We start from the raw sequence: 12323 nt of genomic DNA, 5'->3' as shown, positions 1-12323 counted from the left end.
CCCAAGGGCTACGCCCTCTGGACACCCGGGTAGATAACGTAAGACTGAAAGAGATGGTAACTTTGCTCGGATGAGCGTGGATGAGCGTGGATCGCTTGCCGTCCCTACGACACCCGCTTCTGAATGAACGAGATTTTGGATAAGGGATAGTAACATGGTGGGCTGGATGGATAGATTTTTTACTCGTTAGAGATGAACACCATACTTTCTATGCAAGACTTGACCTATTTTCAAAAAAGCTTATTGAATTACACTCTTCTTATGAGAAAAAAATGTAGATGAACTTGTTAAATGCAGTTCCAAGTATTCTAGCCACTCCACAAAAGTGGAATAGACATGTGTATATACGGCGTAAGTGCCGCAAGGTTGGCGCAGGGCTGAAGGAGACCTTGTTCTCAAAGCGTGGTGCGCATATTTTGAAGGAGATGATGATTGTGCAACTACAAACCATTTTTAATACAGAAGCACCTAACAAATCGACGCGTATTATTGGCGGGGAATGTTCAGGAATTCTGAACTGGAACGATATCCGGATGCCGCACATGTACAAGTTATACAAAGTACTCTTGCTCAATCACTGGATTGCGGATGAGATCCCTATGTCCAAAGATGCGCAGCAATTTGCTCGGATGGACAGCGAAGAGCAACGGACATTTAAGATCAATATCTCTCTTCTAGCAGTGCTGGATTCCATGCAGACAATGTTCGTAGGTGATGTGAAGCGTTACTTCACAGACTCCTCTTTGGAAGCTATTTCAGCGATTATCGGTCAACAAGAAGTGGTGCATAATCAATCTTATTCTTATGTGTTGTCCTCTATTGTGTCCGATCAGGAACAAAAAGAAGTCTTTGAATACTGGAAGCATGATCCGGTTCTGCTGGAACGCAACAAATTCATCTCGGATATATATCAGAACTTCCGCGATGATTCCAACCCACAGACTTTCTATGAAGCGCTAGTGGCCGATTTGATTTTGGAAGGCATTTTCTTCTACAGTACGTTTGCTTTCTTCTATAACCTTGCACGTGATCAGAAGATGATGGGTACAAGTCAAATGATCTCGTACATTCAGCGGGATGAGAATCAGCACTGTTACTTCTTTGCTGAGGTGTTCAAGCAGCTGTTAGCGGACTATCCAGAGCTTGATACACCAGCCAATAAAGAGTATGCCTACCGTACCATTAACCGTGCGGTGGAATTAGAGACGAACTGGGCTTACTACACGTTGAAAGAAGTTAAAGGCATTGATCTCGAAGAACTGTCCGATTATATCAAGTATATTGCGAATAGACGCCTGAATCTTATGGGTATGGAAAAAGCTTACGAAGGCGTGGATGTGAACTGTATGCCTTGGATCAAGCCTTTCTCCGATGACGCGCTGAATGCTACCAAAACCGACTTTTTTGAAGCCAAATCCCGTAACTACGGCAAAGTAGGCGACGATAACGGATTTGACGATCTATAAAAGTGGCTGGACCAAATTAAAAAGTACGCTTGTTGTAAGAGGACAGATCCTTGCCATAAGGCATCTCCCCCTTTTATCACAAGCGTGCTTTTTTCATGAGGACGATTTTGACAGTTCATCTCTGAATAGAAGCATCTACGAAGCGTAAGGTACAAAGAAATTAATTATTCTAACGGTGAGGGATGAGGGATGGCATTCTATAAAAAGAAGACGCTCTCCCTCTGGAAAGGACGAAAGCGTCTTATAAGCATTTTTGGAGAGGATTCACTTAAGCAAGAATAAAGCGATATAACGTCTCTACTTTTTCATCCGTCAGTTCCCCACTATTATCAAATACATGAATAGCAGAAGCTGGAATATCCCAGTTCACCTCAGGTATAAATTGTACGCGCTCTTTGAAATTATCCCAGTGATTTAGCTTCCAAGTATCACGTTCGGTTTGACGGTCGATAATGCGATTTTTTTGAACATCCATATCGCTCAAGGTCACCACGACAACTTTTGTTTCAACGTCTGATTTGGAGCGGCCTGCAGAGGTAAGAACTTCCTCAATCCAAGCTCTATTTTTCAGTTCAGCCGTAAAAGGTGAGATCATAAATACATTTTGTCCCGCTGCCAAATTGTCGATACAAATGTCTTTGGTGGTATCATATTCGAGATCTCTTAGATTTTCTTTATAGAATTCAGAATCCCGGTCATTTTTATCCAGACCTTTCATTTCTAGAATCCGCTCTACAAAACGCCCACCCACCGTATCTCTATCCAAAAAAGCTGCTTGAATTTTATCCGATAATTTGCGGGCTACAGTAGTTTTCCCTGTCCCAGCCACGCCTACAAAAAAGATTAACTTTTGCATCTATACAAGCCTCCCCTACTGATCATGTCATTTGTACATTTTAACACAGGGCCAATCTCCATGCCAGATGACCATGATGACTTTATAACGCTTTGATCCCTTGGTGATCTGCTCTATTCATTAGAGGATCTAGTCTTCATTAGTGAGCAAGAAAAAAGCTACCGAAGCGAAGCATCTATGGAATGAAAAAAGACCCTGTACTAGCATTGCTAGCTACAGAGTCTGATAGATATTTAATGAGATTGAGGCAGCGATTGGCTTGCCTATAGTCTCTCACCTAATTTACGCTAAACCATTAGGAAGGGGGCTGTGTTTCAAGCGAAGATTGGTTTCTCTAACCAGTTCAGCCACATTTTCTTCCAAGCGAGCACGCAGTTCATCCGCAATATCGAACCCTCCATCTTCACGGCGAGCTACTTGGCTATCTACTGTATAGACACCACCCAAAATATGGCGAGCACCAATGGCAGACAAGACCGGTTTTAGAGAGTAATCAATAGATAATAGATGGGCTAGACTTCCTCCGATAAATAGCGGCAAAATAATCTTCCCAGCCAAACCTTTTTGAGGGATTAGATCTAAGAATGTTTTCAGCACACCTGTATAAGAAGCTTTGTACACAGGGCTTGCCACAATTACTGCATCGGCTTGAGCTACTAGCGCATTGGCTTTCACGATGGCTTCACTTTCAAATTTGGTATGAATCAAATCTTCAGGTGGAAGCTCTGCCACATTGACATGATGAACTTCAACGTTCTCTTGGCGAAGCAATTCTTCCGTCAAATTAATAATGGCAGACAAACGGGACGTGAGTGATGGATTACCGTTGATGATGGTGATAACAGCCATAATTTACTCTCTCCTCTACTTCATACATTTTTCGACAAAAATACTCAAAGATAAGTGCAATATCTCTTCCTTAATTAATTCCGATGTGTTCACTATACTTTAAATTTGATGCTATCAAGCTTTATATCTATTGTCAATTCATACGTAAGGCCAGAAGATACACATAAACGCTTAAGCTGTTGGCAACAGCTAAGAAAGCTGCGATCAATAATTAAAGCTGCTCAATGATATCTCCCGCAAGTAATGACGCGGGACTATTACGCAGGGCTGCCGCACGTTCGCCGGCTAAGCCATGCAGATGGACGCCGAATGCCGCCGCTTGTTCGGCGGAGAGGCCTTGCGCTAGCTGACCGGCGATGATGCCGGTCAGCACATCCCCGGCGCCCCCTGTTGCCATGCCAGGGGTGCCGGTGGTGTTCACGAAGATGCGGCCATCCGGGGCCGCAACGACGGTGCGTGAGCCTTTGAGCACAAGGGTAATTCCGTGCTCAAGGGCGAACGCGCGGGCTAGGCCGAGGCGGTCCCGCTGGACTTCGGCCGTGCTGACGCCGGCTAGGCGCGCCATCTCGCCGGGATGCGGCGTCAAGATCGTCGCCGATTCCCGGCGCTTCCAAGCGGCAAGGCCGCCGGCTGCCGCAAGGATGTTCAAGGCATCCGCGTCCACGACTAGGGGACGTGGTGCCCCCTCCCAGAGGGCGCGCAAAAAGGCGCCCTCTTCTTCAAAGCGGCCAAGCCCCGGCCCTACCGCGAGTACATCTCGCGTCTCCAACAGCCGCAGCACTTCGTGCGCTGCGGCAGCCCCCCAACCCATGCTGCCGCCCACAGGGGCCAGCATCAGTTCCGGCACTGCGCCCGCCACATGCGGCGCGAGTGCCTCGGGCAGCGCCCATGTCGCTAACCCGCATCCGGCCCGCAAGGCGGCCTTCGATGCGAGTAGCCCGGCGCCGCTCATTGTGCTGCTGCCTGCGGCGACCAGCACGTGCCCGTACGTGCCCTTGTGACCGTCCGAATCACGCAGGCGCGCCGGGTCTACACCGAGCTCACGTTCGAGAATTTCGTCCGTGAGCACGAAGCCCGCTGGCTTTACATTTGCAGCCAGCTTTGCTGGAATTCCTATACTACGCACAACAACCGTACCCGCAGCATGAGCACCTGGATACTGAGTAAGACCTGCCTTTAACACCCCTAGACATAGGGTCACCCTCGCCTGAATACATGGATGATAAAGAGCTCCCGTATCTGCATCCACCCCACTTGGAATATCAGCACACATGATAGGTAGCCCGGTAAGATTAGCTTGATCAATCATCTCTGCTACATTGCCTCTAGGATTACCACGACTCCCTGTACCCAATAAAGCATCTATAATTCCGGTAAATTGCCCATATGCCAAATCGTCCCGTCCGTATAATTTCGAAGGTATCCCTAACTTCTGCGCTATGGCTGCCTGCGCCAGGGTCTCTATACTCATCTCTTGCTCCGATGTAGCGTACAGCAGCGTTACACACAGACCCGAATCTACAAGATAACGAGCAGCTGCGATGCCATCCGCACCATTATTACCTTTCCCTACAAGAACCAACCAATGTTCTAGTTCCAGCGAATTTGGATTAGACACTCCATTCGGGTATTCATCCCAAATTCGGCGCTGCAGCCTTCCTTGTCCCCCCCGATTCACCTTATGAACCTTCTGATCTAGACAAAAACGTACCACTTCCGCCGCTATAGCCCTGCCTGCGTTCTCTATAAGAACGGCCGCAGGTAACCCTATTTCTTGAATGGTTTGTTCATCTAACGTCCTCATCTGAGCTGAACTAATGAATTGCAAGACTCCCCGCCTCCTTGACCTGTTTCCTTTTCCGCTCCTATCTTCAACATGTAACCCATTACCCATATTTCTTACTTTATCTATCATGGACAAACAATCTAGCTTTATCTATAATCACAGTCATACTTCTCATTTCCTAAGCTTTTAGCCATAACTTAAATCTAAAAAAGCCGTTCTACTAGACGGCTCCTTAGCTATTGAATATTTCATAATTTATTATATATAACGGAAAACAATCCCATGGACAGAACCAAACTCCACCCCACTACATAACGAATACGTGGAATTCGGCCTCGATAGATTTGAATCGTCAGCTTCATTCCTACAAGAAGCAATAGAATTCCTAGAATAATTGCTCTATGAAAGCTTGTGCCTTGCCCTGAGGACCAGCTCTTGAGCCCTAACCACTGAAAAATTACATCACCTATCTGTTCATGAGAGGATAAAGGGTATAGAAACAAGATGCCTAATACAAATAATAACGGAGCAGCGATATCTAATACATGTACCCTTTGAGATGAATTATATTTTGCATGGTTATCATTCATTATTTTCACAACCTTCCAGCACTTATATACATCTTGACTTCACTCTCTAATATTATAATAAATTACATTAATTTACTTTATTATATCAGATATCATGTTCACTTAGTTATCCTGTTACTATGTTCCTTTTGGAGTTGTGGTAACTTAAATTCACATACATAATTATAACTCGGTAAAAAATCCTCCTTTGGAATAGTAAAATCGTTCTTTTTTGTATGGTTTACCTCTCGGGCAAATGTGAAATTAATGGATGTATCTTTTGTACGCTGGTGAATTATTTTGGATTACATCACGAAAAACCTGCTGTTATAACAGAAAAAAGGCAACATGGCACGTACGAATTTTTCGTACGCCATGTTGCCTTTAATCCATTTAAGAATCTGTTCTACGTACACTTACCTTATACGTACACTAACCTGCCTCTTCAAGTTAGTAAGTAACTCAGGAAACTCCTTTGCTACTTTACACAAAGATGCTTCGAAATGGAGCAAATACAGAATGTATTGAGCTAGATTAATAAGCCACAGTAAAACGGCCCCGGATGAAATGTCCTTCGTCTACTTCATCCAGTAAAGCGACTGCGTAATCTTCAGCCGATATACGGCTCTGATCTACTTCATCCGTCACCAAGCGATTCATTCCAATTCGGAAGAATCCCGTCCGTTCTCCGGGTTCAATAATGGCCGCTGGACTAAGGTATGTCCAATCGACATCGGAATGACTGAATACTTCATAGGCTTCCGCATGAGCTCGGGCTAAGGGACGCCATTCCTCTGGGAATCCTGGACTATCCATGAGCAATCCACCCTGCTCTACTTCAAGGCTCCCTGCACCGCCTACGATCAAGAGACGACCTGCTCCGCTTGTTTTGACACCCTCCACTAAGGAGCGCGCGGCTTCTGCAAGCTCATCTTCCGCACCAAACTGAGGTCCAAATGCGCTAATGACCACATCTTTGCCGGTTGTCGTAACCGCTACGGATTGAGGAACCAAAATATCTCCGGTTACAACTTGTAGATGTTCATGCGAATGTGAAGCAAGTTTTGTTGTATCTCGCAGAATTGCAGTTACCTCATGGCCTCGCTTTAAAGCTTCCTTCATAATCCTCTGACCAATCATCCCGGTTGCTCCAAATAAAGCAATTTTCATATGGTTCACTCCTTGTTTTCTCATTGATGTCTTATGGAGCTTACCTAAGCCACCATAGTCGTTTAACTAACACGTGTTATTTCTATTTACTTTGACAAGATCAATCATCGTGAACTCAGCAGACGGTTGTAGATAATCAAAGGGTACATGTACATCAAGCTGCCTGCGCGCTCTCCTACTGGGACTTGGTCGTTCCCACGTGCGACATCTTGAAAGATTTTTTACGATGCTCCAGTACATACAAGCCCTCGTCTTCCTTCCACTCCGCATAAGCGACGTCTTTTAGGTCTGTATAACCGGATTCTGACAGTCTCTCTCGTAGCCATGCTTCATCTTTTCCAAGCCATTTCAGTCCCTCGGGATCGATCTTGCCGTCTTCTACAAGACTATAGGCAAAATAAGCATCTTTCTGAGGCAAATTCAGGTCTGCACGGCTTACATTATCAAAGTCAGACCTTTTCATCACGCTCAAAGTACCATTGGCCTCAAATATAGCATACGCCACTTCATTCATGAAAAAAACATCACTTTGTCTTAGCAACATACGAAGTTGGTCGAAGTCTAGACTGTTTTTTCGCATTTCCTTGAGATCAACCTCGCCATGACGAATTAGAATCGAGGCTTTCCCATCTAGAAAAGCACGTGACCGCTTGAAATATTGCGTAATTTTTTCCAATATATAAGAGAGTAAAGCCCATAGCACAAGGGAATACAGCAAATGTGAGAACTTCACATCTTCTTGATAGACGGTATTCCCTACAAGCTCGCTTAACATAAGGGAGGAGACGAAATCAAACGGAGTGAGCTGAGAGATCTCTTTTTTACCGAGAAAACGAGTCATAGCCCATAGTCCCACAAATCCTATCAATAGCTTTAGGGTGATTAATTCAAAACTCATGCTTGATCCCTCCAAGGTTACTTCTACGTTCTCCTAATATATACCCAATTATGAGCGGAAGATCGCTTGTATTCTTCCTGCTTACTGTGCCATAGTTAGACATAGAATCATGGATCGAAGGAGTGAACCCAAGGTGCCTTTATCGCATGTGTGGACATGGACCGCTGAACATCCACTAGGACTAGCTTTAGCTATACTTGGAGCTGCGATTTTTGCAGGTCTATATGCGACAGCTAGAACAGGAGCATGGCGTGTGGAACAAGCTAGATTGAATCGCATACATACAAGTCTTATGCTATATACTTCAGCAGCAGGCGGCTTGCTGCAAGCTATAGAATCTAATTGCGAGCGAGCTGACTTCGAGGAGCTGCTCACCCAGCGGCTGCAAGCTTGCCGCGCTGCGCCTTATCTTAGCGCCGATATGCAAGGCCAAATCGGCGCCTACCTCGCAGACGGGGATAATACCCGTCTGCCCTTGCTCCTGCGGAGCCTGGAGCGCGAAATCTCGCGCCTCCAGGAAGAGCAAGCGAAGCTGCTACTTCGCAGCGAGCGGCCCAGCTGGGGCCTCTCGCTATGGCTACAGCTTCGCCCCGCGCTGCCCTTCGCTTTTGCAGCGGCCGCGGTCCTCTGGACCGCCTGGCTGGTGCAAGCGCTGGAAGCAGCGCCTGCTGCCGATGGCAGCACGGCCGCTTGGCAGCTCGCGGCCATCTGGTCTCGCTTCGTCTCGTGCCTCTTCTCGCTGCTACTGCTCTACCCCGTGCTGCTTGAGAATCGACGCCGCACGGAGCGTACACCGCTCGTCTACGTGCTCTCTATAGGAATTGCCTTACTCGCATTTGTGCACTTCGTCGGTCTTACCCTAGCCCCCTACATCTTGACCGTTCAGCTTTTGCTATGGCTGCTGGGCTTCCGACTTAACGAACATACCCCTCGCAAAACCCGTCCCTTCGCGGGGCATTATGATTCACCAACTGAATCAATAACCAACGAGCTGCCAATGGAGCAACTGCCAGAACATGAGGATGGGAAGACGCAGGAACCACACAATAAGTGAGTGTTATGTGCAAGCGGATTAATATAGTAAGCGCTATCGAATATCCATCTTATGGCGGTACTAGTCCAGTTCAGTATGGTCCAAGGACATCTATGCCTTGATCCTCTGTTCTTTCGTATATCTCTACGTGAGGCAGAGAAAATTTCTCGCTTGTTCTCTAGGTTGACTTCAGCCTATCTTGACCTTAATATTTGCATCCGAAAGCTGGAGTCTAGCGTTCACAATGAAAAGCCCTGCTAGCGAGAAGTCCTTATCCAAGGTCGGCTCACTAGCAGGGCTTTTTGATTTGATTCATAACATCAACATACGATTTCAATATACTCATTTATTAAAGACGCTATCTGCCCGTGTTCGACTCCCGTAATGTTCGGGCCCCTTGCTGCCGGGGGGCGCCAACACTCTTTGCTCCTGAGGAGGCACCCGTCTCATAACGTTTCCGCTCCGTACGTTCCACTTGCACAATTTGTCCTTCGTGTACGACGATATTCAGCGAGCCGAACTCCATCTCGTCCAGCAATCCGGCTATGCGATCCATCCAAACGTCATCAACCTTTAAAGGTTTTGCCATGGTGGGTGCCTCCTTCTTCAGGGATATGGATTGTGCATTCAACGCATATCCCTGTTCCATATTTATTTTGACTTCCTACTCTTAACATTCAACATTCAACGCATGAATCATTTACTTAATGAACACTTTTACGTGTGAACCAACCTTTTAAAATCAATGTCACAAGTGCCAGAATCAGTAACAAGGACGCAACCGCAAAGGATGCAGAAAATTGATACTCGTTATATAAGATTTCTACATGAAGCGGAAGTGTATTGGTCTCTCCTCGAACATGCCCAGACACAACAGATACGGCCCCAAATTCCCCCATCGCCCTGGCATTGCACAAAATCACTCCGTATAAGAGACCCCATTTAATGTTAGGCAGCGTAATACGCCAGAATACCGTCCACCCTTTTGCTCCTAAGGTCACCGCTGCTTCTTCCTCGTGCTGACCCTGCTCTTCCATCAGTGGAATGAGCTCCCTTGCAACAAAGGGGAATGTAATGAATAATGTCGCAAGCACGATACCCGGAAGAGCAAATATTATCTGGATATCCTGATCGCTGAGCCAAGGCCCGAACCAACCATGCTCCCCATAGACAAGTACATAGATCAATCCGCCAATAACGGGAGATACAGCAAAAGGAAGATCAATAAGTGTAATTAACAATTGCTTCCCTTTGAATTTGAACTTGGTGATCGCCCATGCAGCAGCGACACCAAAAATTGTATTCAAAGGCACGGTAATCACCGCTACCAATAACGTTAAGCGTAAGGCAGATAATGCATCGGGGTCCACAATAGCGGCCACATATACTTCCCAACCTTTTTTGAGCGATTCCGTCAATACGACGATCAAGGGAAGGACAATCATCCAGATCAGCACAAGGGCTGCCAATCCAATCAATGACCATTTCACCCAGGATGATTCATTGCGTGTCGTAGATCTCTGCGGCTTAGCTTGCGTAGGAACAAGCGGTAACGAACCAGCCATTCTTCCTCTCCTCCTTCTGAGCTTAGATCTCCATATTAGCGAGCGGTCTTGCGGAATCGGTGCTGAAGCGTGTTAATGATCAGCAACAGTAAGAAAGAGATCAGTAGTAGCAATAAAGCTACAGCTGTAGCACCCGCATAGTCGAACTGTTCAAGCTTCGACATAATGAGCAGCGGGGCAATCTCCGTCTTCATCGGCATATTCCCTGAGATGAAGACAACAGATCCATACTCTCCAATTCCTCTTGAGAAAGCTAAGGCAAAGCCCGTTAATAACGCCGGCAACAATTGCGGCAATATTATAACCAGAAAAGTTCTCACTCTTCCCGATCCGAGCGTTGCGGCAGCCTCTTCTACATCCGCCTCCAGATCCTGAAGGACAGGCTGTACCGTTCTAACTACAAATGGAATACCTATAAACATCAGAGCCATTGTGATCCCAAGAGGCGTAAAAGCCACTTTGATCCCGAGCGGGTCCAGCAGGGAACCAATCCATCCATTTTGAGCATAGATGGCTGTAAGGGAAATCCCCGCTACCGCTGTTGGCAAAGCAAACGGAAGATCGATCATCGCATCGAATACATTTTTTCCAGGAAAATCATATCTTACAAGGACCCAAGCAAGCAGCAGTCCCAATACCGCATCAATAAGTCCCGCCGCTGCAGCTGTCAGAAAGCTTACTTTAAATGATGCGAGTACGCGGGCATTCGTAGCTACATCTATGAACTTCCCCCAGGTTAGTCCTGTAGAGTTCAGCAATAATGCTGATAACGGAATAAGTACCACTAAGCTCAGATACAGCACACTAAAACCCATTGTAAGTCCAAAACCGGGAAGAATCCCCCGCTTGGAAGCCATCGTCTTCATGAATCATCCATCCCCTCCGCTGTACGGTCGGTGCTCCGCAATTACCTAACTAGCTTACTTGCTGGGTACGTAAATCTGGTCGAAGATGCCACCATCGCTGAAATGCTCTTTTTGAGCTTTTTGCCAGCCTCCAAATTCATCAATTGTGAACAATTTCAAATCTTTAAAGCTGTCTTTGAATTTGGTTTTGACACTTTCTAATGTAGGACGATAGAAATTCTCAGCCGCAATGGTCTGCCCCTCTTCAGAATACAAATATTTCAAGTAAGCTTCGGCAACCTCGCGTGTACCTTTTTTGTCCACATTCTTGTCCACGACGGCAACAGGAGGTTCAGCAAGAATACTTTCGGATGGATAGACAATATCCACTTTATCGGGTCCAAGTTCCTTCACAGATAACAAAGCTTCGTTCTCCCATGCAATCAGAACATCGCCAATTCCGCGCTCAACAAATGTGGTTGTGGAACCGCGAGCTCCAGTATCTAGAACCGGTACATGCTTGTAGAGTTGCTTAACAAACTCTTGCGCTTTGGCTTGATCGTTGTTGTTCTTGCTCAATGCATAACCCCACGCCGCAAGGTAATTCCAACGTGCTCCACCTGAGGTTTTAGGATTCGGTGTAATCACTTGCGTATCACCTTTGATTAAATCATCCCAGTCTTTAATTTGCTTCGGATTCCCTTTACGTACTAGAAATACGATCGTAGAGGTGTAAGGAGCGCTGTTCTTATCGAACTTTTTTTGCCAGTCCTTATCAATAAGCCCCTTCTCCTGAATTGCATCGATATCATACCCTAAGGCTAAAGTGACTACATCTGCCTTTTGTCCATCAATAACAGCCCGGCTTTGTTTGCCTGAACCACCATGGGACTGTTTGATCGTAACTTTCTGGCCTTTTTCCTTGAGCCAATAGGCTGCAAAGGCTTTATTATAATTTTGATAAAGTTCGCGAGTAGGGTCATAGGAGACATTCAGAAGTTCTACATCTTTTTTGTCATTCGTTGATGTGCTAGCCGCTTCATCTTTTTTACCGCACGCTGCAGTCACCACAGTCAAAGCTAAGACAAGACTTAGTACCATTCCCATTTTTAAAGATTTCTTCATTTTCTCTCCCCCAATTCTCCCAAAATAAACTGCTGCATCTCACAAGGTTAGGTCTTCGAACAGGACAAAGAAACGCTCTCCACGCTTGTCGGTCAAACCGAGCTGAGTGCCCGTGCCTGCCTAGGGCATTAGAGCGTTCCCCTATCTGTACGGCAAAATCT

At 46.1% G+C, this 12323-nt stretch carries 12 protein-coding genes; 2 read left to right on the top strand and 10 right to left on the bottom strand.

Annotated elements, in window-relative coordinates:
• Nucleotides 1-434: 434 nt before the first annotated feature.
• Complete coding sequence (locus J2Z69_RS13040) at nucleotides 435-1466, top strand: ribonucleotide-diphosphate reductase subunit beta (protein WP_209863591.1); 1032 nt, start codon at nucleotides 435-437, stop codon at nucleotides 1464-1466.
• Nucleotides 1467-1734: 268 nt separating this feature from the next.
• Here the strand turns inward: J2Z69_RS13040 and J2Z69_RS13035 are convergent, their stop codons facing one another.
• The 6 genes from J2Z69_RS13035 to J2Z69_RS13010 form a co-directional block, all read right to left on the bottom strand.
• Nucleotides 1735-2322: a P-loop nucleotide/nucleoside kinase family protein gene (locus J2Z69_RS13035; protein ID WP_209863259.1), complete on the bottom strand. Its 588-nt coding sequence runs from the start codon at nucleotides 2320-2322 to the stop codon at nucleotides 1735-1737.
• Nucleotides 2323-2604: 282 nt separating this feature from the next.
• On the bottom strand, nucleotides 2605-3171 hold the full coding sequence (gene ssuE / locus J2Z69_RS13030) for an NADPH-dependent FMN reductase (protein ID WP_209863257.1): 567 nt from the start codon (nucleotides 3169-3171) through the stop codon (nucleotides 2605-2607).
• Between the two features lie 211 nt (nucleotides 3172-3382).
• Nucleotides 3383-4999: an NAD(P)H-hydrate dehydratase gene (locus tag J2Z69_RS13025; protein ID WP_209863588.1), complete on the bottom strand. Its 1617-nt coding sequence runs from the start codon at nucleotides 4997-4999 to the stop codon at nucleotides 3383-3385.
• Between the two features lie 206 nt (nucleotides 5000-5205).
• On the bottom strand, nucleotides 5206-5547 hold the full coding sequence (locus J2Z69_RS13020; protein WP_209863255.1) for a hypothetical protein: 342 nt from the start codon (nucleotides 5545-5547) through the stop codon (nucleotides 5206-5208).
• Between the two features lie 513 nt (nucleotides 5548-6060).
• Nucleotides 6061-6696, bottom strand: a complete 636-nt coding sequence (locus J2Z69_RS13015; RefSeq protein ID WP_209863252.1) for an NAD(P)-dependent oxidoreductase — start codon at nucleotides 6694-6696, stop codon at nucleotides 6061-6063.
• Between the two features lie 175 nt (nucleotides 6697-6871).
• The gene (locus J2Z69_RS13010; RefSeq protein WP_209863250.1) at nucleotides 6872-7594 is read right to left on the bottom strand and encodes a DUF421 domain-containing protein; all 723 of its coding nucleotides are present in this window, start codon (nucleotides 7592-7594) and stop codon (nucleotides 6872-6874) included.
• Nucleotides 7595-7727: 133 nt separating this feature from the next.
• Here J2Z69_RS13010 and J2Z69_RS13005 point away from each other — a divergent pair, with 133 nt between their 5' ends.
• On the top strand, nucleotides 7728-8648 hold the full coding sequence (locus tag J2Z69_RS13005) for a hypothetical protein (RefSeq protein WP_209863247.1): 921 nt from the start codon (nucleotides 7728-7730) through the stop codon (nucleotides 8646-8648).
• A 337-nt stretch (nucleotides 8649-8985) separates the two neighbouring features.
• On the opposite strand, the gene J2Z69_RS13000 is transcribed toward J2Z69_RS13005, so the two are convergent.
• From J2Z69_RS13000 to J2Z69_RS12985, 4 genes are all read right to left on the bottom strand, one after another.
• Entirely contained in the window at nucleotides 8986-9216 is a 231-nt protein-coding gene (locus J2Z69_RS13000) for a YezD family protein (RefSeq protein WP_209863245.1), read from the bottom strand.
• A 115-nt stretch (nucleotides 9217-9331) separates the two neighbouring features.
• On the bottom strand, nucleotides 9332-10192 hold the full coding sequence (gene cysW, locus J2Z69_RS12995) for a sulfate ABC transporter permease subunit CysW (protein WP_209863243.1): 861 nt from the start codon (nucleotides 10190-10192) through the stop codon (nucleotides 9332-9334).
• Between the two features lie 35 nt (nucleotides 10193-10227).
• Nucleotides 10228-11058: a sulfate ABC transporter permease subunit CysT gene (cysT, locus tag J2Z69_RS12990; protein ID WP_209863240.1), complete on the bottom strand. Its 831-nt coding sequence runs from the start codon at nucleotides 11056-11058 to the stop codon at nucleotides 10228-10230.
• Between the two features lie 54 nt (nucleotides 11059-11112).
• The gene (locus J2Z69_RS12985) at nucleotides 11113-12162 is read right to left on the bottom strand and encodes a sulfate ABC transporter substrate-binding protein (protein WP_209863237.1); all 1050 of its coding nucleotides are present in this window, start codon (nucleotides 12160-12162) and stop codon (nucleotides 11113-11115) included.
• Nucleotides 12163-12323: the final 161 nt, after the last annotated feature.

It is taken from the genome of Paenibacillus shirakamiensis, assembly GCF_017874255.1.
Taxonomy (GTDB): Bacteria; Bacillota; Bacilli; order Paenibacillales; family Paenibacillaceae; genus Fontibacillus; species Fontibacillus shirakamiensis.
The sequence above is the reverse complement of the archived record's forward strand: the minus strand, read 5'-3'. Positions and strand labels throughout refer to the sequence as shown.

Coding starts and splice junctions, on each gene's coding strand:
- J2Z69_RS13035 (WP_209863259.1), bottom strand. CDS start 2,322: ATGCAAAAGTTAATCTTTTTTGTAGGCGTGGCTGGGACAGGGAAAACT.
- ssuE (WP_209863257.1), bottom strand. CDS start 3,171: ATGGCTGTTATCACCATCATCAACGGTAATCCATCACTCACGTCCCGT.
- J2Z69_RS13020 (WP_209863255.1), bottom strand. CDS start 5,547: ATGAATGATAACCATGCAAAATATAATTCATCTCAAAGGGTACATGTA.
- J2Z69_RS13015 (WP_209863252.1), bottom strand. CDS start 6,696: ATGAAAATTGCTTTATTTGGAGCAACCGGGATGATTGGTCAGAGGATT.
- J2Z69_RS13010 (WP_209863250.1), bottom strand. CDS start 7,594: ATGAGTTTTGAATTAATCACCCTAAAGCTATTGATAGGATTTGTGGGA.
- J2Z69_RS13000 (WP_209863245.1), bottom strand. CDS start 9,216: ATGGCAAAACCTTTAAAGGTTGATGACGTTTGGATGGATCGCATAGCC.
- cysW (WP_209863243.1), bottom strand. CDS start 10,192: ATGGCTGGTTCGTTACCGCTTGTTCCTACGCAAGCTAAGCCGCAGAGA.
- cysT (WP_209863240.1), bottom strand. CDS start 11,058: ATGAAGACGATGGCTTCCAAGCGGGGGATTCTTCCCGGTTTTGGACTT.
- J2Z69_RS12985 (WP_209863237.1), bottom strand. CDS start 12,162: ATGAAGAAATCTTTAAAAATGGGAATGGTACTAAGTCTTGTCTTAGCT.